The organism is Massilia brevitalea (assembly GCF_030711405.1).
Classification (GTDB): domain Bacteria; phylum Pseudomonadota; class Gammaproteobacteria; order Burkholderiales; family Burkholderiaceae_D; genus Telluria; species Telluria brevitalea.
Genome location: NZ_JAULSI010000031.1, coordinates 1 through 22789, shown reverse-complemented (window position 1 = coordinate 22789; position 22789 = coordinate 1). Strand labels below are relative to the sequence as shown.

General features: G+C 66.1%; 18 protein-coding genes. 11 read left to right on the top strand and 7 right to left on the bottom strand.

What is annotated here, in order from left to right:
• The first annotated feature begins 82 nt into the window (after window positions 1–82).
• Window positions 83–1729 (top strand): acid phosphatase, encoded by a 1647-nt coding sequence (locus tag QWL29_RS18690; protein ID WP_305824386.1) that lies wholly within the window; start codon window positions 83–85, stop codon window positions 1727–1729.
• Window positions 1730–1747: 18 nt separating this feature from the next.
• Here the strand turns inward: QWL29_RS18690 and QWL29_RS18685 are convergent, their stop codons facing one another.
• From QWL29_RS18685 to QWL29_RS18675, 3 genes are read right to left on the bottom strand one after another with little or no spacing between them, the layout of a single operon-like run.
• Entirely contained in the window at window positions 1748–2605 is an 858-nt protein-coding gene (locus QWL29_RS18685; RefSeq protein WP_305824385.1) for a hypothetical protein, read from the bottom strand.
• Complete coding sequence (locus QWL29_RS18680) at window positions 2602–3954, bottom strand: hypothetical protein (RefSeq protein ID WP_305824384.1); 1353 nt, start codon at window positions 3952–3954, stop codon at window positions 2602–2604. The genes QWL29_RS18685 and QWL29_RS18680 overlap by 4 nt, the downstream gene beginning before the upstream one ends.
• Before the next feature lie 16 nt (window positions 3955–3970).
• Window positions 3971–4489, bottom strand: coding sequence for a PAAR domain-containing protein (locus QWL29_RS18675; RefSeq protein WP_305824383.1), 519 nt, complete (start codon window positions 4487–4489; stop codon window positions 3971–3973).
• Window positions 4490–4796: 307 nt separating this feature from the next.
• Between QWL29_RS18675 and QWL29_RS18670 the strand changes: the two genes are divergently transcribed.
• The 6 genes from QWL29_RS18670 (at window position 4797) to QWL29_RS18645 (ending at window position 12732) form a co-directional block, all read left to right on the top strand.
• A complete protein-coding gene (locus QWL29_RS18670; protein ID WP_305824382.1) occupies window positions 4797–5618 on the top strand; it encodes a DUF4142 domain-containing protein in 822 nt (273 codons plus the stop codon).
• Between the two features lie 133 nt (window positions 5619–5751).
• Window positions 5752–6318, top strand: coding sequence for a DNA-3-methyladenine glycosylase I (locus QWL29_RS18665; protein ID WP_305824381.1), 567 nt, complete (start codon window positions 5752–5754; stop codon window positions 6316–6318).
• Window positions 6315–7994 carry an FAD-dependent 5-carboxymethylaminomethyl-2-thiouridine(34) oxidoreductase MnmC1 gene (mnmC1, locus tag QWL29_RS18660; protein WP_305824380.1) on the top strand — a complete coding sequence of 560 codons (1680 nt, stop codon included), beginning with the start codon at window positions 6315–6317 and terminating at the stop codon, window positions 7992–7994. Before QWL29_RS18665 ends, mnmC1 begins: the two co-directional genes overlap by 4 nt.
• 150 nt (window positions 7995–8144) lie before the next feature.
• Window positions 8145–8993 (top strand): ABC transporter ATP-binding protein, encoded by an 849-nt coding sequence (locus tag QWL29_RS18655; protein ID WP_305824379.1) that lies wholly within the window; start codon window positions 8145–8147, stop codon window positions 8991–8993.
• A complete protein-coding gene (locus QWL29_RS18650) occupies window positions 8993–10843 on the top strand; it encodes an ABC transporter permease subunit (RefSeq protein WP_305824378.1) in 1851 nt (616 codons plus the stop codon). The genes QWL29_RS18655 and QWL29_RS18650 overlap by 1 nt, the downstream gene beginning before the upstream one ends.
• Window positions 10840–12732: an ABC transporter permease gene (locus QWL29_RS18645; protein ID WP_305824377.1), complete on the top strand. Its 1893-nt coding sequence runs from the start codon at window positions 10840–10842 to the stop codon at window positions 12730–12732. Before QWL29_RS18650 ends, QWL29_RS18645 begins: the two co-directional genes overlap by 4 nt.
• Window positions 12733–12794: 62 nt before the next feature.
• On the opposite strand, the gene QWL29_RS18640 is transcribed toward QWL29_RS18645, so the two are convergent.
• Window positions 12795–13136 carry a YciI family protein gene (locus QWL29_RS18640; protein WP_305824376.1) on the bottom strand — a complete coding sequence of 114 codons (342 nt, stop codon included), beginning with the start codon at window positions 13134–13136 and terminating at the stop codon, window positions 12795–12797.
• 590 nt (window positions 13137–13726) lie between these two features.
• On the opposite strand from QWL29_RS18640, the gene QWL29_RS18635 reads away from it, so the two are divergent.
• Both QWL29_RS18635 and QWL29_RS18630 read left to right on the top strand, forming a co-directional pair.
• Window positions 13727–14455 carry a sensor histidine kinase gene (locus tag QWL29_RS18635; protein ID WP_305824375.1) on the top strand — a complete coding sequence of 243 codons (729 nt, stop codon included), beginning with the start codon at window positions 13727–13729 and terminating at the stop codon, window positions 14453–14455.
• On the top strand, window positions 14452–16146 hold the full coding sequence (locus tag QWL29_RS18630) for a tetratricopeptide repeat-containing response regulator (protein WP_305824374.1): 1695 nt from the start codon (window positions 14452–14454) through the stop codon (window positions 16144–16146). Before QWL29_RS18635 ends, QWL29_RS18630 begins: the two co-directional genes overlap by 4 nt.
• Window positions 16147–16373: 227 nt before the next feature.
• On the opposite strand, the gene QWL29_RS18625 is transcribed toward QWL29_RS18630, so the two are convergent.
• Together QWL29_RS18625 and QWL29_RS18620 are read right to left on the bottom strand one after the other, a co-directional pair.
• Window positions 16374–19640, bottom strand: a complete 3267-nt coding sequence (locus QWL29_RS18625) for a patatin-like phospholipase family protein (protein WP_305824373.1) — start codon at window positions 19638–19640, stop codon at window positions 16374–16376.
• Between the two features lie 147 nt (window positions 19641–19787).
• A complete protein-coding gene (locus QWL29_RS18620) occupies window positions 19788–20468 on the bottom strand; it encodes a PhaM family polyhydroxyalkanoate granule multifunctional regulatory protein (RefSeq protein ID WP_305824372.1) in 681 nt (226 codons plus the stop codon).
• Between the two features lie 112 nt (window positions 20469–20580).
• Here QWL29_RS18620 and QWL29_RS18615 point away from each other — a divergent pair, with 112 nt between their 5' ends.
• Window positions 20581–21699, top strand: a complete 1119-nt coding sequence (locus QWL29_RS18615) for a DUF3108 domain-containing protein (protein WP_305824371.1) — start codon at window positions 20581–20583, stop codon at window positions 21697–21699.
• Between the two features lie 2 nt (window positions 21700–21701).
• On the top strand, window positions 21702–22448 hold the full coding sequence (locus QWL29_RS18610; RefSeq protein ID WP_305824370.1) for a DUF3108 domain-containing protein: 747 nt from the start codon (window positions 21702–21704) through the stop codon (window positions 22446–22448).
• Window positions 22449–22458: 10 nt separating this feature from the next.
• On the opposite strand, the gene QWL29_RS18605 is transcribed toward QWL29_RS18610, so the two are convergent.
• Window positions 22459–22789 (bottom strand): transposase (locus tag QWL29_RS18605; protein WP_502572777.1); only part of this gene is annotated, 331 nt, incomplete at its 5' end.

Genomic DNA, 22789 nt, shown 5'->3' with positions numbered 1-22789 from the left:
GCTGGCGGCGATCTCTGGGTTCCCCTCGGGAAAGAAAGAAACGATAATCATCGTTTCCGGTTAGCCGAGCACAGGAGCAGCAATGCAAGACCACGATATTGACAACGACCAGCCCGCCAGCCCGGGCCGCCGCCGCATCTTCCAGGCTGCCGCCGCAGCCGGAATTGCCGGCAGCCTGCCAGCTGCGCAGGCCGCACCAGCCAAGCGCGCTGCCAAGGATGCAACCAAGCCGGCCTCGCTCGACGCCAAGCTGAAGGCGAACGTCAAGAACGTGGTCGTGATCTACCTTGAGAACCGCAGCTTCAATAACCTGTTCGCCAACTTCCCCGGCCTGGCCGCGCCGCTGCCGGCCAGCGCGCCGCAGAAGGACCGCGACGGCTCAGTGCTGCCGACGCTGCCGAAAATCTGGGGCGGCATGGTGCCGGGCCGCCAGGACATCGGCGGCAAGGAATACCTGATCGGCGAAGACAAGATCGCCAACCTGCCGAACGGCCCGTGGAAGCTGGTCGACGGCGACGGCAAGCCGCTGCCGGAAGGCCTGGTCACGCGCGACCTGGTGCACAATTTTTATCACAACCAGATGCAGATCAACGGCGGCAAGAACGACGGCTTTGTGGCCTGGGGCGACTCCGGCGCGCTGGTGATGGGCCATTACGGCGAGACCGACAAGCACCTGGGCCTGTGGCAGATCGCGCGCGAATTTACCCTGTGCGATAACTTCTTCATGGCGGCGTTTGGCGGCTCTTACCTGAACCACCAGTTCCTGATCAGCGGCCGCACGCCGGAATTCTTCAACGCCGCCGAAACGCCGGCGAAAAAGAAAATCGCGGTGCTGGCAGACGGCCCGCAGGGCACGCGCCTGGCCGTCGCCCCGGATTCGCCGAAGAGTGCGCTCGACGGCAAACCGAAGTTCGTCCACTCCGGTGCGATCACGCCGGATGGTTATGCCGTGAACACCATGGCGCCGCCTTACCAGCCAAGCTGGGTGCGTCCGGCGCCGGGAGGCGACACGAATGTGGCCGACGCCAGCGACCCGTCGGTGCTGCCGCCGCAAAGCTACGACACCATTGGCGACCTGCTGTCGCGCGCGAACGTCAGCTGGGCCTGGTATGGCGGCGCCTGGCAAGCGGCGATCGACGGCCGCGGCGCCGGCCAGCGCCCGAACTTCCAGCACCACCACCAGCCTTTCAATTACTTCAAGCAGTTCGCGCCGGGCACGCAGGCGCGCGAAGAACACCTGCGCGACGGCGGCCTGGGCGACAGCCCGATCTCGAACCGCTTCATCGCCGATGTGGTGGCGGGCAAGCTGCCGGCCGTCTCCTTCTACAAGCCGCAGGGTAACCTGAACCTGCACGCCGGTTATTCCGACATCGAGTCGGGCGACGCCCACGTGGCCAACGTGATCGAGCACCTGAAGAAGTCGCCGCAGTGGAAGGACATGGTGGTGGTGATTACCTTCGACGAAAACGGCGGCTGGTGGGACCACGTGGCGCCGCCGCAGGGCGACCGCTGGGGTCCGGGCTCGCGCATTCCGGCCATCGTGGTGTCGCCGCATGCGAAGAAGGGCGCGGTGGACCACAACTACTACGACACGACCTCGATCATGCGCCTGATCACGCGCCTGCACGGCCTGCCGTTGCTGGAAGGCCTGGCGGCGCGCGACGCGGCGTTTGCGTCGCGTGGCGCGCGCGGGCCGGGAGACTTGACGGCGGCGCTGAGCTTCCGCTGATGGCCGGCGCAGCGGCCTTCATTCGTTGAGGTCGTCCGCGTAATCCGCATTCGGATAGAGCGGCTGCTTGCGTGGGCGCTCGGGCATCGGGTAGCCGTGTTTCTTGGTCCACGCCTTGATGTTCGGGATAACCCCGGGCTTTTCGCCGGCAGGGCATTCGTGCAGGCAGAGCCAGGTCTTGCCGTGGCGTCCGATGACCGGCTTAGGAGGGTCCTCGAAACGCGACCAGCCGACCAGTTCACCGATGAAGGTGCCATGGGAGGAGTAGGACGTGATGTCGATGTAGGGCTGGTCGCGCGCGTAGAGCTGGGAGGTCCATTCGCGGCAGCCGAAACTGCCGGTGTAGCTGTCGCTGTCCCAGCCGGTTTCGTAGCGGCGCCTGTCGTCGGAGCTGCACACAGCCGGCGAGAAGGTGACATCACCCGGAATGCCTTGCGCCCAGTCGGCGAAATAAAATGGCCTCGCACCAGGGGCATCGTCTCTAGCCAAAACAAGGTCATTTAGCATATTCCTTTTCGCTGACATGCTACCGAGAGCACCTTGCTGATTGACGATGTGGCCGGCGTGATCGAATGCGAGCAGCACGACGGCGACCGGCTCCTCTCCAGGCACATCGAGCATGGCCGTGGGCTTGAATAGCGCCGCTGCGTGCAGGTAAATTTTCTCCTTCCCGGGCGCTTCCTTCTCCGCATTGATTTGTCGCGACACGCTGATTTCGGAACGCAATCTCCGTGCTTGTTCAGCGAACAAGATATAGCGGATCTCCCACGGCCGCTCAAGCCAGACTCGCGATCTGGAAGGCGCACCTGCCGCCTGTGCAGGCAGGGCGGACAGGGTAAGTGCAGCCAAGAGCATGACAAGTAAGTAATGCCTCATAATATCTTCGGCTCCAGGACGGTGATGTGAAGATGGTTGTTATGGGTCCGTTCGTTCTGATTTGTTTCGCGCTGCTCATTGGGAGCCGGCGGGATGTCGTCTCCTGTGTTGGCATCCATGTACCACGGATCGAACAGCTGCTTCACTGACTTGTTTCGGCCCAGCTGGTCACGCAACTTGCGGATGAGGCCGGGTTCATTGCGATCGCGTTCGTCGTTCCAGGTCTTGCTTGCCACAATTTCACGCTTTTTCAAGCTATCGATACGATTCTCATAAGTGGCCACCTCCCTCGCTAGCTCAGCCCCCCTCTCAGGATCGCGGTTTTTCTTCAGGCGGCCCTGCGCCGCCTTGAGTTCCTTTTCCGCTGTGGCCAGCACCATCTTCACCTCCTGATAATCCTTCCACAAGGTCTTCTCGCGCTCGCTGACATTGCCATTGCGCGGCGCTCCCGCCTTGATCAGGAACGCCCGGTTCAGGAACACCCGCTTCTCGCCGCCTTCGAGATAAGTGATGTCGAGCCCCAGGCCGGCACGGTGGGCGATCGAGCCGAAGCTGGGTCGCCATCCCGATGTCACGGCGACCGACGTGAGGCCGGCGGCATGCGCCTCGCTCAGCAGCGCGGCAAAGGCGCACGGATGGGTGCGCGGCAGGATGCCGGTCAGCCAGGGACAATGCGTGGTGTTGAGGCGTACGTTCTCCTGCATCTCCGCGCGAAACTCCACCCTGAGCGTCAGTTTCGGCGCCGCATCGCTCGCAGGGAAGTGCACGATTAGTTCCGGACGCGCCAGGCCGACATAGATGCTGCGCACGGCGGCCCGAACGGTCGGGGTAGTGTCGGGCGGCAGCAGCGCGTCGGTTTCGGCGGCGGTGTACAGGTGCGAGACCTGCATCCAGATGTCGCCGGTGAGGGCCGCTTCGTACACTTCCAGCCGCTTGCCGGGCGTTGAGGTCGAGCGGCAGGCTGGCTGTTTCAGCGTAGCCTGTTCATGGCCGATGCGCCCCGTTCGCTCGGTGATCTTTACGTGCACGTCGTTGTTGCCGACCTGTACCGCGTACACCGGATTCCTGCGGTGGTTCGGGTGCACGTCGCTGTTCAGGAACAGCGCGACCTTGCTGCCGGGATTCACGACCAGCTCGATCTTGCGCTTGTCGCGCAGTGCGCCCGGCTTCTGTACGTGCTCCGGCAGCACCTGGCCGTCGAGGCTCACCACATAGGGCAGGACCAAGCCGGCATGGGTTGCCTTGGTGTCGAATTCGTAGGTGAGCCTGCATTTCGCCCCGACCAGGACCGTCGTGACGGCGCCTTCCGGGGAAAGGGTGCAGCTTGCGTCTGGCGCCGGACCGGTCATCGGGGTTGCGCCGCCTTTACTTGACCTCGGCCGACTGGTCGGATTCCCAGTGCAGCCTGACGGTGGCAGGGTCATGGCCAGTCACGCGCTCCGTGCAGCCGTCGGCATCCGTCACGCCGCGCAAGACGGAACCATCGGGCAGTTCGATACGGTAGGGCATACCGGGCACCGGTTTGCCGGTGGGCTCGTCCACGGCGCGAAAGGAACCGGCGTTCGGCGCGACGGCCTGCGCTGCGGATGCGACTATCGATGCTTCGGCCTCGGACCGGTCGTCGATCATCATGAAGCCTTTCGCAGCCTTGGCGATCAGGACGGCGCCGCATGCGGCTGTCATGCCCTCGACCGCTGTGCCGATCCCGGCGAAGCTGTGGAAGCCCCGGCCGTCCACGATGGGGAAATCGCCTTGGCACTGCGGGCAGCGCGTCATATGCCCTTTCAAGGCGATCGGATGGCCGTTCGCGGTCGCACGTGGATTGCCTTCCAGGACTTCACCCCCGTGCGAGGTCGGGTCACTTTTGCAGATTACGGCGCGCATTACCATTGGTCAGCTCCGCTGTTTGAGGAAAGCGTTCACTGTAGGTTCGCAAGGATTGCCGAAATTGATCTCGCGCAGGGTTCAACGACCTGTTGCGTCGATGGATCAAGATACAAAATATTGCCAAGAGGCTAACGCGCGCTGGGTTCGTCAACGCGGCGATACACTGCGGCTTGGCTCGAATTTCGTTGTCGTTCCGTTACTGCCAACGCGGTGCGGCGCGCTTCGGATATGCCGATGTCACATTGAACAGGAACCGGCACGGGAGACAGGATGCCGGCGCCTTCCCCAACCCCAGGAGAGCATCATGCAAAAAAACAAAGCACTGAAAGGACTGCTCGCCGTATCGGCCGCAGCAGCCATGTTCGCAAGCTATGGCGTCCACGCACAAACCGCAACCGGGCTGCAGGCCCAGGGCGCGCAAACCGGCACCAACATGACCGGCAAATCGGCCGCTGACGGCGCTGTCAGCAACACCAACAGCCAGGGCATGGAAGACCGCAGCAGCCAGGTCGGTTCCAGCACCGCCGGCCAGGCAACGAGCAGCTCGTCCTCGCACGGCGCACACGGCATGAGCGGCAGCACCGGCACCTCGGACGCCGGCATGACCACCCAGTCGTCGTCGATGCAGCAGGGCGCCTCGGGCGCGGCCGGCGCCACCGCCAGCTCGAAGCTGGCCAAGGCCGACACCAAGGCCATCACCGACATGGCCATGGCCAACATGGCGGAAGTCGAAGCCGGCAAGCTGGCACAAAGCAAGAGCCAGAACGCCGAAGTGAAAACCTTCGCCCAGCAAATGATCGACGATCACGGCAAAGGCCTGCAGGAAGTGCAGACCCTGGCGCAATCGAAAGGCGTGACCCTGCCGACCGAACTCGACGCCAAGCACAAGGCCATGGCCGCCAAGCTGGAAAAAATGACCGGCGATGCCTTTGACCGCGAGTACATGAAGACCGGCGGCGTCAAGGCCCACAAGGACACCCTGGCCATGCTGAAGAAGCATGAAAAGGCAGCCAAGGATGCCGACGTCAAGGCGCTGGCCGGCAAGATGATCCCGACCGTCGAGCAGCACCTGAAGGCCGCCGAGCAGAACGCGATGGCCAAGTCGGGTACGACCTCGGGCAAGTAAGCGCTTCGGCCGGCCGCGACGGCCGGTGAAGCTTGCAAGAGCACGTGGCCTGCGGGTCCGCGTGCTCTTTTCGTTTCAGGAGGACGATTCCTCCTTTCGCTTCGATGGCTAACCCTGGCTTATACTTCCAGGCATGACGATCCCACGCTGCAGCTGGGCCAATCCGGCCAATCCACGCTACCTCGACTACCACGACCACGAGTGGGGCACGCCCTGCCATGACGAGAACCGCCTGTTCGAGATGCTCAATCTCGAAGGCGCCCAGGCTGGCCTGTCCTGGGAAACGGTGCTGAACAAGCGCGACAGCTACCGCGCCGCCTTCGACGGCTGGGATGCCGACAAGATTGCCCGCTACGACGACGCCAAGGTGGCCGAGCTGCTGGCCAATCCCGGCATCGTGCGCAACCGCCTGAAAGTCGCTGCGACGATTTCGAATGCCAAGGCCTACCTGGCCTTGCGCGCCGAAGGCCAGACCCTGGACAGCTACCTGTGGGCCTATGTCGACGGCAAGCCGATCGTCGGCGACTGGAGCGACGGCACGCGCCCGACCAAGACGGCGCTGTCGGACCGACTCTCGAAAGACCTGTCGAAACGCGGCTTCAAGTTCGTCGGCTCGACCATCGTCTACGCCTACATGCAGGGCATCGGCATGGTCGACGACCACGCGCCGCACTGCTTCCGGTACGCAGGCGCGAAGTGACGCCGTCTTCGTTCTGGGAGGGGCGCGAACGCTACACGGTGTTCGATACGCAGTATGGCGATGGCAGCCGGGTGGCGGCGCTGGTCGAGGCCTGGCGCCGCGATCCGGCACGGCCCGCACGCCTGCACATCGTGGCGCTGTCCAATAACCTGCTGCCGGGTTTTCACCGCGTGCCGCAGGATGACGATGCCGTCACGCTCGACCTGCTGTGTGCGCCGCTGGAAACCGCGCTGTCCCAGCTCTCGGCAAGGATCGACTTCGCATATATCCACGCGGTGCAGGGAGCCGGCTTCGCGCGCGCACTGGCGCGGCTGGTGGCAAGCGACGCGGTCCTGGCTGCCGATGCGCTCGACGACGAGCAGGCGGCCGCGCTGGCAGCGCAGGGCTTCGTGTTCGACGACGATAAGAACGGTGCGCGCTTCGCCAGCCGCAAGCCACGCCAGCCTGTGCCGGCCGTGCCGCCGCGCCATGCCATCGTGATCGGCGCCGGCCTGGCCGGCTGCGCTGCCGCCCAGCGCCTGTGCGCACGCGGCTGGCAAGTGACCCTGGTCGAACGCCATCCGCAGGCGGCGATGGAAGCCTCGGGCAACCTGGCCGGCATCTTCATGCCGCTGCTCTCGAAAGACGACAATATCCCGACGCGCCTGACGCGCGCCGCCTACCTGTACGCGCTGCGCTACTGGGACAACATCGGCGGCATCGGCCGTGCGATCGAAGGCGCGGCCTGCGGCGTGATGCAGCTGGCGCGCGACGCCGGCCACGCCGATGCATCGCGCGCCATCGCGGCGGCAGGTTCAATGTCGCCGGAGTTTGCCGAGTGGCTGGAGTCGCCGGAGGCGGAAGCCTTGCTTGGCCTGCCGGCGCCGGATGGCGCCTGGCTGTTCCGCCAGGGCGGCTGGGCGCGGCCCGGCAGCGTGTGCGCGGCGATGATGGCGGCATGCGGCGACCGTTTGACGGCGCGTTTCGGCGTCGGCAGTGTGACGCTGGAACGTGGCGATGATGGCGTTGACGATGCGTGGTTGGTGCGAGCGGAGGATGGCGCCATCATCGCCCAGGCGCCGACCGTGGTGCTGGCGGGCGGAGCGGCCTCCGGCGCCTTCCCGCAGGCGTCGCGGTTGCCGCTGTCTGCCTTGCGTGGCCAGGTCACCCACCTGGATGCGTCCACGCTGCCGTCGCTGCCCTATGTGCTGTGCCGTGAAGCCTACCTGACCCCGGCCGCAAACGGCCTGGCCTGCGCCGGCGCCACTTACGATCTCGATGCCGACCCGGCCTTGCGCGCGGCCAGCCAGCAGGAAAACATCGAACGCCTGCAGGCGCTGGTCTCGAACCCGGCGGCGGGCAGGGATGCGCCGCTGCAGGGCCGCGTCGGCTTCCGTTGCGTAGCGCCGGACCGCCTGCCGCTGGTCGGCGCGCTGCCCGATTTCGAGGCCGCCGGCAGCACCGAGCGCCTGCGCGACGTGCCGCGTCATCCCGGCCTGCATAGCCTGCTCGGTTACGCCTCGCGCGGCCTGATCTGGGCGCCGCTGTGCGCAGAGTTGCTGGCTGCGCGCCTGGAAAACGAACCGCTGCCGCTGGAGGCCAGCCTGGCCGATGCGCTCGATCCGGCGCGCTTTGTATTGCGTGCGCGCCGCAACAGCCGGGCACCTCAGTCTGCCTCGCAGGATTTCCTGGCTTAGCTTCAGCAGGTGAGCGCACCGCCAGTCAGGTGCGTGTGCGGGCGAGTACATGACAGGCGCTCCGAGACCTGATTCTCGGCACAAAAAATTGCCAAAATACCAATCTGCAACACTATAATACGCCAGATCATTTCATTTCCAGCTAACAACATGAACGCTGTCGAGCTTGACTCCGTCACCCACCGTTATGGCAAGGTCCAGGCCCTCGACGGTCTGAATCTCACCGTACGGCAAGGCGAAATGTTCGGCTTCCTCGGTCGTAACGGCGCCGGCAAGACCACCACCCTGAAACTGTTGATGGGCCTGCTGCGTGCGGACAAGGGCAGCATTACCGTCCTGGGCCGTTCCGTGAAACGCATGCCGACCGGGCTCAAGCAGCGCATCGGCTACGTCTGCCAGGAGCCGAATTTCTATCCCTGGATGACGGCCGGCCAGTTGGGCGCCTTTGTCGGCAGCTTCTATCCGACCTGGGACGCACCCGAATTCCAGCGCCTGTTGCGCATGCTCGACGTGCCGCAAGACCGGCGCGCGTCGGAGATGTCGGGTGGCACGCGTACCAAGCTGGGCCTGGCCCTGGCGCTGGCGCCGCGGCCCGAACTGCTGCTGCTGGACGAACCCACCGCCGGTCTCGACCCGGTGGCGCGGCGCGAGTTCAACGACCAGTTGCAGTCCTTGCAGCGCGAGCAGGGCACGACGGTGATGTTTTCGTCGCACCTGGTGGGCGAGGTGGAGCAGCTGGCGCAGCGCGTCGGCATTGTGCAGGCGGGCACCTGCCGCTTCGAAGGCGAAGTCGGCGCCCTGCGCACGCGGGTGCGCAGGATAGCCGGCGATGCCGCCCTCATGCCTGGCGAAGGATTCGTACGGCTGCGTGGCGATATCTGGCAAGCCGAACCGGTACTGTGGGAGCAGGCCGGGTGGCCGCCGGGCACGGTGGTCGAGGCACTTTCGCTGGAAGACATTTTCCTGGCCTACGCCCGCACCGACAGCGTGCCTGCCTGATGCACGCCTTGCTCTACAAGGAGTTGCGCGAGCACCGCTGGGTGCTGCTGGCCATGGTGCTGTTGCTGGGGCTGGCCCAGGCGGTAACGCTATGGGGCGCGGGGATGATGGGCAGCCCCATGGTGGCCTACCAGAAGATCGTCGTGACGATGGCGCCCCTGATGGCGCTGGTCCTGGCCAATCGCCTGGTAGTCCGCGAATACATGGGGCGTACCCAACTGTTCCTGGAGACCCTGCCGGTCAGCCGAACCCAGGTGCTGGCCGTCAAATGGCTGCTGGGGGCCGCGCTCTTGTTGCTGGCCATGGCCGCGTGCCTGGGCGCGGCCCTGCTCGTTGCGCGCGGCAAGACCCTGCTCACGCCGCACTACGTCGCCATGGTTGCCATCCGCAGTGCCAGTTTCGTCCTGTTCAGCTACGCACTGGCCTTTGCGGTCGGATTGACCGGCCGTTACCGTTACGTCATCTGGGGCTTGCTGTTCGTGTGCGTGGTGGCGGTCAACGCTGCCGGCCAGGCGGCCGTCCAGAACTGGCCGCCGTTCTACCTGGTCGCGGAGTCGATGGTGTATGAACGGCTGGCGCTGCCCGCGTCGGCAGTGCTGGGCACCTGCGCCATTGCCGCGGGGCTGGTTGCGGCGACGTTCGCGCTGGCGCTGTCCGCCGAGGGCTCGCTGGTGGTGGCCTTGTCGCGCCGTATGCGCGCGCGCGAAAAATCCGCCGTCACCATCAGCTTCCTGGCGCTGATCGTGGGATTTACCGTGATCGATGGGCGCAAGCCGAAGCCGCCCTTCGAACTGGTGCACGCGATGCGCAGCGCAAGCGGCCCGCCGGTTGCGGTGGGTGTCGGCGGTTCCGCAGGCGCCGCCCAGCACCTGGCCGATGCGCTGTCGTCCGACCTGGCGCGCATGCAGGATTTCCTGGCCCTGCCCGGTCTTCCCGCACTGACGGCGCTGCCTGACGACGCGCTCGATGGCGACGCCTTCCAGCGCGCCGTGTTGCCGAATGCCGATGGGGTAGTGGTGCGCGCGGCGTTCACCAACAGCGCCTTCGACAGCGAAGGCTTCCGGGCGTATGCATTGGCGTCGTGGATGGAATGGCATTCGCGCGAGCGCGCCGCCGCGGAAGACCGCCGCTGGCTGCTGGACGGCTTTGCGCAATGGCTGGTCGCACGCGACTTGCCGCAGCAACGGGAGAAGCTGGCGCTGCGTGCGGCCTTTGCGGCGCGCCTGTTGCAGGCCCGTCCCGGCAGCGCCGGGCGCGCTGTGCACGCGTGGCTGAGCGTGCGCGAGGAACTTGGCCCCTGCCTGGCCGATGCGCTGGCATGGCGGATGGTCTCGTCGCTGGCGCAGCAAACCGGAGAGCCCCGTTTCCGGGCGCTGGCCCAATCGGTGCTGGCCGAACGTCCGCCGGGCGACGCGCGCGCTTCGCTGTTCGATCCCGGCTTCGCCCGGCTGCTGGCAGGGGCCGGCGCGCCGGACCAGGCCATGTTGACCCAACAGTTCGAGCGCCTGTTCGGCGCCGAGCAGGCGCGCATGGCCGGCACGCTCGACCGGATCGCCATGCCGAAGGCGCAATTCACCGCGCAGCGCATGGCAGGAAAGGCATTCGAAGTGCATTACCGCGTCGGGCCGTCGGCTGGCGACGTGCCGCCGTTCTCCATCCTGTACCACGTGCTGGGGCCCTGGGAGGGAGAAATCCGGCCCGAGGCGCTGGCCCGGGTCGACAGCACGCGCGCCGGGGTGCTGCCGGCCTCGTTTGCACGCGGCACGCGCCTGTTCACGGCGGTGGAACGGCGCGACGCGCTGCTCGGCTGCAGCGTCAGGCTGGCGGCGCAGCGCTGGGAGGTGAAATGACGCGCGTACTGTTGCGCAAGGAGCTGCGCAGCCTGCGCCCCTTCCTGTTTGTCGTGTTCGCGGTCTTGCTGGTCGATCTCGTCGATGCCTTGCTGGTTCCGTTCGGCACGCGCTCCTTCCCCGACCGCCTGCAGTCCTTGTCCGACGAGCTGGCGATATTGCCGATCCTGCTGGGCTTTGCCATGGGCGTCAATTTGCTCGTGCGCGAGATCGACGACGGCACCCTGGGTTTTCTCGATGGCCTGCCATTACGGCGCCGGACGATCTTCGCGGCGAAAATGCAGGCGGCGATGCTGGTGTTGATGGTCTTCCCCGCCGGCGCACTGCTGTTGAACGCGGCCCTGCACGTGGCCACGCGCGGCTCGCTCGATTACGCATTGCAGCCATCCTTGCTGCTGACGATGTTCGGCCTGTGCTGCCTGGTCACGCTGGTGGCGCTGACGGCCGGGATGCTGCTCGGGTTCCTGCGGTATGTGGCCTGGCTGGTACTGGCGCTGTGCGCGATCGGCATCAGGCTGCTGCAAGACCCGATGCCGTCGGCAGCGGTCCTGAACACCGCCGACCTGCTGAGCTTGCGCTTCACCGGGAACGCCTGGCAACTGCCGATGGCCACCATCTGGACCCAACTGGGGGCGGCGGTGCTGTTCGCTTCACTCGCCTTTGCCTTGTTTTGCAGCGCCGGCAAGTTGCGCGTGCCGATGCAGGGGAGCGGCATGCTGCGGCGCTGGCTCGCCAGGCTTGGTATTGCGCTGATGGTGGCGGCGGCAGTGGCAGGCTTCTCGCGGCTGGTCGAGCGCGGCAAGGAAGACAGGGCGGGGCATGGTGCCGGCAATCGGGCGGACGCCCTCGAATTCGCGCCGATTGCAAGCGCCCATGCCACGACGGAGCACTACAGCTTCAGCTATCCGGCCCTGAGCAGTGCGCGGGTACGCCCCCTGATCGACGAGGCCGATCGTACTTTCGCCGCAGTTGCCGCCCTGCTCGGCATCGAAGGCGGGGCGCCGATCGACGTCGATTTGTCCGGCACCATCGAGAACCATGCCGGCACCGCCTATCTCGACCGCATCCGCATGAGCGTGAACGGCGAGAGCGCAACGTCTGTCCTGGCGCACGAAACGGCCCACGTGTTCGCCAGGCGCCTGGCCGGCGGCGCCCGTGCGCAGCAGCTGGATCACATGATGGTCTTGAACGAAGGCCTGGCCGCGTGGATCGAAAACAAACTCGACAAGCAGGCAGGCGTGAATGAGCAGCAGGAGCTGGCGGCGGCCATCGTCTCGGCACGCCGGCTGGTCACGCCGGGCCAGCTGACCGACCAAGCCGCTTTCATCGGCGCGGTCGACGAGAATCTCAAGTATCCGCTGGGCGCGATCCTGGTCGACGTCCTGGTGCACCGCTACGGCGCCACCGCCCCCAGGACGCTGCTGCGGGCCATGGCCAGCGAGGATTTCCCGCGCGATCTCGAGGGCTATGTCTTGTGGCAGACGGCGTTCCAGTTGGCCCGCTTCGACCTCGATCTCGTGCTGGACGATTATGCGCGCCGCCTGAAGCGGCTGGAGTCGACCCATGCGCGCCGGATTGCAGAACTGCCGCGGCCGCGCGGCAGCGTGGTCGAGCAGGACGGGGAATACCTCATTGCGCTGCGATTCGACCTGCCCATCCCGCAGCACGCCATACCGCTGGTGCGTTACCGGCCCGGCAAGGCCGGCGATGCGTCCGGCTATCGCACCCGGTATGCCCAGCTTGCCGAAGACGACACCTATACCGCGGAGGTACCGGAAAGTATGATGACGCGGGGCGAGGTCTGTTTCCAGCCGGGCGTGCTGCTCGATGCGGTGATCATGTATGAGCCGTGGGTTTGCCTGCCGCTGGACTCGGCAAACGGCGACTGAACGGCGATGCCGGGATGGCGCTGGCGCTCGTGATACAAGCTTGAGGAACGAGGGCGGGCAAATCAGCTTTCGGGATCGTAGTAGAACTCGCGCAGCTCTTGCGAGCAGCGGCAGGCCGTGGCGATCCTGGCGGCCCACTCGACTGCCAGGACCCGTGACGGGAGTTCGAGCACGCAGAAGCCGCCATCGAGTTCCCTGGTCTGCGGATAGGTCTCGGCCGTGCAGCTTCCGTCGGCAGCAACCATCACCGACGCGGCCTCGCTATTCAGTCCACCGCCAAATACGTACACCCCGGCGGCCTTGGCGTCGCGAATGACCGCACGCGATGCCTCGCTGACGGCGGCCATCTCTTCGGCAGGAACGTCCATCGCACTGGCTGGGAAGGAAACAAGAAACTTCGTCATGGTTCGATGCTCCGGATTACGTTGCATGGGGCAAGGTCGTGATGTAGCCGGCAGCGCAAGTCTTTAATTGGTCAGCAAGTCCGTACGCGGCCGTGTGACAGGGGGGCGCAAGGACTTGCGATTTGCCAGGGTCGAGGCGGACCAATAAGCGCATGTGCACATGAGGCTTGCAATAGCGAGACAGCTTGCAGGCGCCAGCCAAGTGCCAGACTTATACGACTCGACGACAGTCGTCGGTGCATTGAAGAATGTGAGCCAGGGCAGACCGGCAAACAAAGCCCCGATATGAATCACGACGCCGCATGAAGAGATGAAGACGGCGGCGACCACGAGCGCTCTTGCGATTTTCATGGCGTGTCTCCTGGGCGGGTATCAGTGAACATGGGTTACTGTCCTGTCTTGACCGACTGCGGATGGTCGGAACGGCTCAGTGTACGACTTTGTTGGTATTGGAACAAGAAAGAGCTTCGTTGGACGCTCTCAGCCGCTTGCGTCAAAATAAACCGCATGTGCACGAGCCGGATGCGCCGACATCTGTGCGTATAATTGGCCTGTGGCAACTTTTCTGCGCCGGAAGGAGGGCGCCGGCGATGGACGACACCCAACACTCCCAGCAGCTTGCCCTGTTCCTGGCCTCGACCGCGCACGACATGAAGAACTCGATCAGCGTGCTCTCGGGAACCCTCGAACGCCTGCTCGATGGCACTTCTCCGCAGACCAGCACCGCCGATCCCCAGGTCGCGCAAATGGCGCAGATGCTGTACCAGACGCGCCGCCTGAACGACAACCTGATGCAGCTGCTGGCCTTGTACAAGCAGGTCGGCCAGCCCGAATATCCCTTCGACGTGCAGCCCATTCCCGCCATCGAACTGGCCGAGCAGGTAGCGGCGCTGGGCCGCGTGCTGCTGCAATCGCGCGCCATCGCCTTCGAGGTCGACGTCGATCCGGACCTGATCTGGCACCTGGACGAAGACCTGATCATCGGCGTGGTCTCGCATGCCGTGAACAACGCCGTCAACTACACGCGCGACCGGATTCGCCTGGCGCTGCGCCAGATCGTGCACGATGATGGCACGGTGCTGGAAATCCGCGTCGAGGACAATGGCGGCGGCTATCCGCAAGCCCTGTTGGATGCCGGCGCCGCGGCGATGAGCGGCGTGTCCAGCGGCGTCGACTTCCGCACCAACAGCGCCGGCCTGGGCCTGTACTTCGCGCGCGAAGTGGCGCGCATGCACCGCCACCGCGGCCGCCATGGTGCGGTGCGCCTGGAAAACGGCGGCCTGCTCGGCGGCGGCTGCTTCATCCTGACCCTGCCATGAACAGCCCGCTGGAGCGCAAGGCCGAGCAGATCGACTGGGCCGGCAAAAATTATTTGGTGGTCGACGATTTCATCGGCGTGCGCCAGCTGCTGCGCGAAAGTTTGCGCAGCCTGGGCGCGCGCAACATCGACCAGGCCGCAAGCGGCGGCGAGGCGATCGCCTTGCTGGCCAAGACGCGCTACGACGTGGTGCTGTGCGACTTCAATCTCGGCGACGGCAAGAACGGCCAGCAGGTGCTGGAAGAGGCGCGCGTGCGCAATTTTCTCTTGCCGTCGAGCGTGTGGATGATGGTCTCGGCCGAGAAAAGCGTGGAATCGGTGATGGGCGCGGCCGAGCACCAGCCCGACGCCTACCTGGTCAAGCCGATCACCGAAGGCGTGCTGCTCACGCGCCTGAACCGCGCCTGGCACCGCAAGCAGGTGTTCCGCCCGATCGACCAGGCCTACGCCGAAAAGGACTACCTGCGCGCGGCGCGCCTGTGCGACGAGCAGATTGCCGCCAGCCGCGTGCACGAGACCGAGCTGCTGCGCATGAAGGCGCGCCTGATGGAAAAGAGCGGCGAGCCGGAAAAGGCGCGCGAAGCCTACGAACGCGTACTGGCCGGGCGCGAATACCAGTGGGCGCGTTCCGGCCTGGCGAAGATCCGCATGGTGAACGGCGAACTCGAACAGGCGCGCCAGATGTTCCTGGGCGTGATCGCGGAAAACCGCTACTACATCGATGCCTATGACCAGCTGGCACAGGTCTACCAGCACATGGGCAAGTACGAGGAGGCCTGCACCATTCTCGAACGGGCGACCAAGCTGTCGCCGAACTCGGTGCCGCGCCAGCGCAATCTCGGCAAGGTCTGCCTGAAGCTGGGGAACGTGGCGATGGCGGAGAAGGCCTTCCGCAAGTGCATCGCGATCGGCGAGTACTCGGTGCGCAGGACGCCCGACGCCTACTTCGGGCTGGCGCGTGTGTGCGGCTTGAAGAACGATCCGAAGGAGGCGCTGGTGCTGCTCGGGGTGGCGCAGCGCGAGTTCGGCGCCGAGCATCCCGACATGCCGCTGCGCGCCAAGATCACCGAGGGGCTGGTGTACCACGAAAGCGGCGATTACCGCCATGCGCGCAAGGCCGGCGACGAGCTGGAGACGCAACTGAATGCGCGTCCCGAGCGGCCCGACGTGCCGACCTGCCTGGAGATGGCGACCTTGCTGTTCGCGGTCGGCGTCAAGGATGCGCCGGTCGAATTGCTGTGCTACGTGGCGCGCAACAACCACGACAATGCGGTGCTGCTCGACGAGGTGCAGGCGATTTTCGACAAGGCGCGCATGGGCGAGGAGGGCGCTGAGCTGATCCGCGCGGCGAAGAAGGAAGCGTCGGATCTGATGAACCAGGGCGTGCTGCTCTGGAAGACCGGCAAGCTGGGCGAAGCGGTGACGTGGATGCGCACTGCGCGCAACAAGCTGCCGAACAACCAGCGGATCCTGTTCAACGCGGCGCAGGTGCTGGTGTCGCACATGAAGGAAAAGGGCTACGACGAACTGATGGCCGCCGAGGCGCACGAGGTGCTGGCGCACGTGGACCAGCTGCAGCCGGGGCAGCAGCGGTTTGCGCAGTTGATGGAGCAATTGGCGGCGCTGGTGCCGAAGGTGGAGGAAGTCGTGGCGCCACAGCCTGAATCGGAGCCGCCGGAACCTGCGGCGTAACCCGTACGGTGGGCACTCCGTGCCCACGCGGGTACGTGCGTGTCCGTAGCCAGCAGCCGTGATGATTCGCCCCCAAACGTCAACATCGGTCGATACGCCGGCGAGACGCATTTGGAAGCGCCGCGAATACGCGTTATGTACGGCGACATCCAGCATCAACGCGACGCGTCGTTCCGCGTGGGCACGGAGTGCCCACCGTACGGTTAAGGCCGGATGCCATATCGACGTTACCGGAACTCGTCGCGACTGCCCGGCGTCGGCGGCACCGGCGCGGGCGCCGGCACCGCCACCAACCCATGCGCCGCCATCAAATGCGCACACAGCTTCGCCACATCGTGCGACCCATCCGCCTGCTCCGAGGCCGCCGCCGACCCGGCCAGCGCCGCCTTGGTGATGTGGTACCCCAGCGCCCGGTAACTCTCGAACTGGGCCTCGTCGAACCACTGGTCCGCCGTGCTCTGGTGCGGATAATCGGGATGCGCCTTGCGGTAGTTGAGCACATCGGCATTCTCCGAGCCCACGATGGCCGGCTTGATGTACAGGAGCGTTCCGTCCACGCCGCCCGCATCCACGTGGCTGTAGCGCACCGTGCCCACTGCGCAGCTGGCGCCGCACAAACTGGTCGAGGGCAGCAGGTCCATCTTCGAGACGTCGATCTCCACGTTCACGTGCAGGTCGGTGGCGCACTTGCGGATGGCGTTGCCGAGGTCCTCGAAGGCCATGCCGCGGTCGCTGGCCACGTCCACCGCCACGATCAGGCGGCAGCGCCGGCGCACCAGTTCATAGATGCCGAGGTTCTCGAAGTGGCCGCCGTCGGACAGGTAGACGTAGTTCGCGTCCGCATTCGTCATCCCGAACAGCTCGGAGATCAACGCGAACAGGCCGATGCCCGGCGAGGAATGCGTCCACACCGCCTTGCGCGGGTTCGGACACCAGCGCCCGAGGCGCACGTTAAACATCGTCATCAGAAAATTCAGTGGCGGCGACGAGTGGGTGCCCATGTTCGGGCTGGCCGCGGCGCCCGACATCGCCACCGCCATGCCGAGGCGTACCTTGGCGTCGTCGTCGCCGGCGCCGGACTTCGAGGCGTATTCGCGCGTCGGGCGGTAGGCGCCGCGCTGGGCGTCGCGCAGGCCCTGCTTCGGTCCCTGCGCCGGCATCAGCGGCATCTCGAAGCCGCAGTAGCGCGGCGTGAAGGCAAAGCAGGCGGCCTTGCGCGTCTGCCAGGCCAGCTCTTCGCCGCTGACCAGGTTCAGCGCCGTGTTCACGATGTGGTAGGGGCGCTGGTCGGCCATGTCGGCCAGCTGCGGGTCGTCTTCCGGGTCGAAGCCGGTGAAGGGGTGCGGCTTGCGCGTGCCGCTGCTGGCGCCGAAGTAGGCGCGCACCAGGCGGTTCCGGTACAGCATGTAGAGCGAGAACTTGTTGATGTCGACGCGCCAGCCGAGCAGCAGCGCGGCGCCGAGGAAGAGCGCGAACGCCAGCAGCAGCGTGGCGCCATCGGTGGCCAGGGTGGCGTTCGCGTGGGCCGCGTACACGCAGGGCAGCGATATGGGCCTGGGGCAGCGCACGTCGGGCATGGCGACGCAGGCCTGCACCAGGGTCGAGAGCAGCATGAACACGCCGATGGTAAAGAAGTAGGGCGCCAGGCGCGCCGCCAGTTCGCGCTTGGCGCAGTTGCTGCCCGGTGCACCGGTGGCGCTGCCGCTGCCCGCCTTCAGCCCGATGATGGTCATCACCAGCCAGCCGGCGGCGGTGCCGGCATTCGCGATCGGCTCGTAGGTCAGCCAGGCCCAGTGCAGCAGGGGTGCGGCAAAGAAGGCGACGCCGAACATGATCACCCAGCCGATCGAGAAGATCGACGACCAGGCGCCCTGGCGGCTCCACCATTCGCGGCTGGCGTCGCTGTACAGGCGGCCGATCAGGCCGATCATCAGCGTCATCGTCACCGAGAACAGCGTCATCATCAAAGGCATGCCGAAGGTGGAGAGGGCGATGGCGTTGTTCAGGATCGGATGCTGCTGCGGGTCGGGCAGCAGGGCCAGGCCGGCCAGCAGCAGCAGGGTGCCGACCGCCAGCGCGCCGATGGCGCAGGCGAAGTGGCTGAAGCCTTCCAGCAGTTCGGCGCGCGAGACGTCGGCCGGAAAGCGGCAGCGCCCCAGGCGCCGCTCCAGCGCCAGCGCCGCGGCGCCGATCAGCAGCGCCACCGTCAGCATCGGGATTGCCGGCCAGGCCAGCATGCGTGCGCTGGCGAGCGGCATCAGCTGGACCACGGTGGACGGAGCAAAGGCCAGCGCCGCCTCCAGCGATACCGCCAGCACCGCGCCCGCGCCGGCCAGGCAGATGACGTAGCCGGCATTCCGGTAGGGACTGGTGCGGTCGTGCGCGAGGTACCAGCCGCAGGCCCAGACGATAAAATACACCAGGCCCGGCACCAGCAGCCAGGCCAGGCCCCAGCCGGCAAAGCGCGCCGGCAGCCCGTCGTTCCAGAGCGCCGGCACCGCGCCGCCGTAGCGCCACAGCCCGATGCTGACCAGGAAGCCCGCCGCCAGCAGCGGCAAATTGATGCACACCAGGACCGCGCCCTGCTCGAGCGGAAAGCGGCGCAGCCCGCGCGAGCTTTCCGGTTTGCTGGAAATGGAGAGCGCAATGCAGAACACGGACACCAGGAACAGGGCGATGCCGAGCAGCCAGGCGGCATCCGACCAGGCGGCCCAGCGCCCGTTCGGGCCGATGATGCGGTGCACGCCCCAGACCGCGAAGCGCGGCAGCACGAGAAGGGCGCAGAGCCAGGCCACCAGCATCGCCAGGTTCAGGCAGGTGTTGCGCACATAGGTGCCGATCAGGGTCCAGGTGTCGGCGCTGAAGGTGCCGCTTTTCGGGGACAGGTAGTTGCTGTACTGGCGCAGGAACTGGATTTCGGTCGGCTCGCACGTCACCGCCTGGCTTGCGGTTCCCTGCGTCAGCATGGCCTCCACCTGGCGCACGTCGCCGCGCCGCTCGCGAATGCATTTCGACAGCCAGCCGCCGATGAAGCCGCCGCCGGATACGGTCGACAGGTAATCGAAGTCGCGCAGCAGGCGCAGTTCGGCCAGCGCCTGCAGGGCGCCGAGGTTGAAGGTGGCGCTGCGCACGCCGCCGCCCGAGAGCGCCAGGCCGGCCAGGGTGCCGTTGTGCGAGCGCTGCAGCAGTGCGCAGCTGGAGGCCGGCATGACTTGCGCGGCATCGCCATCCGGGCGCGGACGCAGCAGGTCGAGTTCGTTCTGGAAGACTTCGCTGAATACGCTGCCGCTGACCGCATCGAGGCGGCGCCAGGTGGCTTCGTCGAGCGGGCCGCCGGCGGCAATGCCCTGCGCCTTGCGGAAGGCGGCAATGGCGCCCGCCAGTTCCTCCAGGGTGGACGCACAGGGCGGCACGGTGCAGCCGGCGCTTTCGAGCTTGCGGCGCAGGTCGCCGACCTGCTCGGCCGTCAATTGGGAAAAATCGAGATGGGCCATGTCTTGCCTCCCGCAAAGTAGGTGCGGATGGGAAAGCATGGAATGTCAAGCGCCCCAGCCGTACTGATCAGTTCAGCATGGCTGGGGCGCTTGTGATGCCCGTCAAATCAAATGGCGGGCGAACGGCAAACAGTATTGCCGGAAGACTTAACTTTTATCGGCTTTCGTGCGGGTTGTGCGGGCGCCCATGTCGGTGGGTTCTTTCACAGGCTGCTCCCTGGCGGCTGGCGCTTCCGGGGCCGCGGTGGATGCAGCGCCATCTGGCGGCATCGCACTTGCAACAGCCTGGCGGAACTGGTCCTGCAGCAAATTCCACCATGCGACGGCGGCAGGCATCGCGGCTTCCGCACCACTTGCGCCGCCTGCGCTGGCAGCGGGCCCGGCGGCCGGGTCGGCGCCGGCGCCCGGGGTATTGCTGCCCGGCTCGGGCGCGCCACTGGCGGTGAAGAAGGCGGAGAAGGGCGGCAGCGAGGCCGTCTGGTCGCCACCCTGGCCACCCTGGCCACCCTGGCCGCTGAGCGCCTGGGTCATGCTGTCGCTCATCGATTTCAATGCAGCGATGGTGCCGCGCTGCACTTCCATGGCCTGGATCGAGGTGCGCAGCATCGACAGGTTCAGGTTCAGCCAGCTTTCCACGGCCTTCAGGTCGGTGATCCGCTTGTCGAGCTCGTCCGTGGACAGGCCGCCGCCGAGGCCGCCGGCGCCCATGCCGGGCATGCCCATGCCGGGCATGCCCATGCCGGGAACGTTCATGCCGCCCCACAGATTCTTTACGAACTCGAGCGTATCCGTCATGCCGGGCACGGTCTGCGATGGTGGTTTGAGCATGCTTGGTCTCCTTTGGTTGTGGGCCTAGCGTAGCAGATAAAGGAGGTGGCTTCAAAGGCTGGCGCGAGCAGCTGGACAGCAGGCGCGCACGTGGCCGGGTACACTATGGCCCATGGGTATCGCTTCCTACATTGCCGGACGGCGCCGCGCGCTGGTGCTGGGCACGCTGATCGTGCTGCTGCACGCGCTGCTGTTTGCCTGGATGGGCGGCCACGTCGGCGTGCCGCGCACGATCGCACCGGCGGCAATGGACATGGTGCAGACCCGCCTGTTGCCGGAACCGGCCACGCCGCCCCCGCCCGACGCCGCGCCGCTGCCCCAGCCGGCCCCGCTGCCGCCGCCGCCCTTGCCCGAACTGCCGCCCACGCCGCTGCCTGAGCCCGGCCCGGTGCTGGCCGACGACGCCATCGGTCCGCCGGTTGTCCCGGGCACGGGCGGTACGGGGGAAGGCATGCCGGCCGCAGGCGAGGCGGCGCCGGCGCTGGCCGCAACGCCTGCGCCCGAACCCACGCCCGAACCTGCGCCCGTTCCCGAACCCGCGCCGGAACCGCGCCGCTACAAGGTCGACATGCCGCCGCCGGCGAAGATGACGATGGACGTGGCGCGCACCGACAAGGATGGCACCCAGTGGAGCGGCGAGGCCCAGCTCGACTGGAGCTACCGCGACGATACCTACCACATCAATTTCGAGGCGGGCATCCGTGTCGTGTTTACGCGCGTAAATCTTGCCGTGCTCACCAGCGACGGCGCCGTGGCCGCGACCGGCTTTGCGCCGATCAAGATGACGGAGAAGCGCCGCGGCCGGGCGCTCACCGCCACCCATTTCGACTGGGGCGGCAACAAGATCAGCTTCTCGGCCTCGCAAAAAAGCTTCCCGCTGGTGGCCGGCGCCCAGGACAAGGCCAGTGTCCCATTGCAACTGGCCGCCATCGCGCGCGGGGATGTTGGACAATTGAGCGGCAACATAGACATGCCGGTCGGCGAAGACCGCGACGCCGCCGTATTCCGCTTCGTCGTGGTGGGCCAGGAAGAAATCGACACCAAGCTCGGCAAGCTGCAAACCTGGCATCTGTCGCGTCCGCCGAAAGAGGGCTCCTACCGCTCGCGCCTGGACGTCTGGCTGGCGCCGGCGCATGGCTGGTATCCGGTGCGGATTCGCAATACGGAGGCCAACGGTGCAGTGACTACGCAAACGGTGAATAATATAGCTTTAAGCGATACAGGAAAGTAATAATGAGAAGCAATCTAATCATGCGTTCCGCGATGGCGGGCCTGCTGGCGCTGGGCGCCGCGACAGCCATTGCCGCTCCCGCCGCACCAGCCAAGCGCGCAGTCGAATTGCCGCCCTCGGCCGACCTGGCCTACGACCTGAACGCCCAGCAGAAAAGCATCGGCCTGAAGGGCGACGCCCTGATCACCTGGCGCGCGGGCGACGGCAAGTACGACGTCAACGTCGAGGCCAAAGTACAGCTGCTCGGCAAGCTGAACGAATACCGCAGCCAGGGTGCGGTCGACGATTACGGCCTGGCGCCGGACACCTTTACCGAAAAGCGCTACCGCAAGGAAGCGACCACCACGACCTTCGTGCGCGACGAGAAAGTGATCAGCTTTACCGGCGTCAAGCTGCCTTACGTCATGAAAGGCGGCGAGCAGGACCGCGCCTCGGTCACGTGGCAATTGGCTTCGGTGGCACGTGCGGCCGGCGTGGCGAAGTTCAAGCCGGGCAGCGAATGGACCTTCATCGTGGCCGGGCGGCGCGATGCCGAGCCCTGGACCTTCAAGGTGGTCAAGCAGGAAAAAATCCGCACCGGCATGGGCGAGCTCGACACCATCCACGTCAAGCGCGAGCCGCGCGACGGCCGCGGCGACAGCGTCGAAGTCTGGCTGGCGCCGGGCCAGGAATGGTATCCGGTGAAGATTCGCTTCGAGGATGATCGTGACACCATCGACCAGACGGTCAAGAGCATCACGCGCAAATAAAAAGGCGCTGTCACCGTTGGCTGTGGATGGGTCCGATTGCAAGGCGAAACAATTGATCGGCAGAAGTGATGTTCCCGCCATCGAGCATGCGGCGCCAGCCCAGGTAGTTCGGCAGGTAGTGCGACGCGACGCCGTGACACGGCAACAACCATTCGCGCAGGCGCTGGTGATAGGCGTTCACGTTCTGCACATGGATTAGTCCGGAGGCGCCCATGCGCGTGCGTTCGCCGGTACGGACATTCACGAACTGGTGCGCAATGCCGTGCGCACGGGCGAAAGCACGGTAGGCGGCGTTCGCGTCGGTCACGAGCAAGACGTCCCGGTCCAGGAAGGGCAGCAGG

Excerpts from the sequence above, each read along its gene's own strand:
- QWL29_RS18690 (WP_305824386.1), top strand. The coding sequence starts at position 83 with ATGCAAGACCACGATATTGACAACGACCAGCCCGCCAGCCCGGGCCGC.
- QWL29_RS18685 (WP_305824385.1), bottom strand. The coding sequence starts at position 2,605 with ATGAGGCATTACTTACTTGTCATGCTCTTGGCTGCACTTACCCTGTCC.
- QWL29_RS18680 (WP_305824384.1), bottom strand. The coding sequence starts at position 3,954 with ATGACCGGTCCGGCGCCAGACGCAAGCTGCACCCTTTCCCCGGAAGGC.
- QWL29_RS18675 (WP_305824383.1), bottom strand. The coding sequence starts at position 4,489 with ATGCGCGCCGTAATCTGCAAAAGTGACCCGACCTCGCACGGGGGTGAA.
- QWL29_RS18670 (WP_305824382.1), top strand. The coding sequence starts at position 4,797 with ATGCAAAAAAACAAAGCACTGAAAGGACTGCTCGCCGTATCGGCCGCA.
- QWL29_RS18665 (WP_305824381.1), top strand. The coding sequence starts at position 5,752 with ATGACGATCCCACGCTGCAGCTGGGCCAATCCGGCCAATCCACGCTAC.
- QWL29_RS18655 (WP_305824379.1), top strand. The coding sequence starts at position 8,145 with ATGAACGCTGTCGAGCTTGACTCCGTCACCCACCGTTATGGCAAGGTC.
- QWL29_RS18650 (WP_305824378.1), top strand. The coding sequence starts at position 8,993 with ATGCACGCCTTGCTCTACAAGGAGTTGCGCGAGCACCGCTGGGTGCTG.
- QWL29_RS18645 (WP_305824377.1), top strand. The coding sequence starts at position 10,840 with ATGACGCGCGTACTGTTGCGCAAGGAGCTGCGCAGCCTGCGCCCCTTC.
- QWL29_RS18640 (WP_305824376.1), bottom strand. The coding sequence starts at position 13,136 with ATGACGAAGTTTCTTGTTTCCTTCCCAGCCAGTGCGATGGACGTTCCT.
- QWL29_RS18635 (WP_305824375.1), top strand. The coding sequence starts at position 13,727 with ATGGACGACACCCAACACTCCCAGCAGCTTGCCCTGTTCCTGGCCTCG.
- QWL29_RS18630 (WP_305824374.1), top strand. The coding sequence starts at position 14,452 with ATGAACAGCCCGCTGGAGCGCAAGGCCGAGCAGATCGACTGGGCCGGC.
- QWL29_RS18625 (WP_305824373.1), bottom strand. The coding sequence starts at position 19,640 with ATGGCCCATCTCGATTTTTCCCAATTGACGGCCGAGCAGGTCGGCGAC.
- QWL29_RS18620 (WP_305824372.1), bottom strand. The coding sequence starts at position 20,468 with ATGCTCAAACCACCATCGCAGACCGTGCCCGGCATGACGGATACGCTC.
- QWL29_RS18615 (WP_305824371.1), top strand. The coding sequence starts at position 20,581 with ATGGGTATCGCTTCCTACATTGCCGGACGGCGCCGCGCGCTGGTGCTG.
- QWL29_RS18610 (WP_305824370.1), top strand. The coding sequence starts at position 21,702 with ATGAGAAGCAATCTAATCATGCGTTCCGCGATGGCGGGCCTGCTGGCG.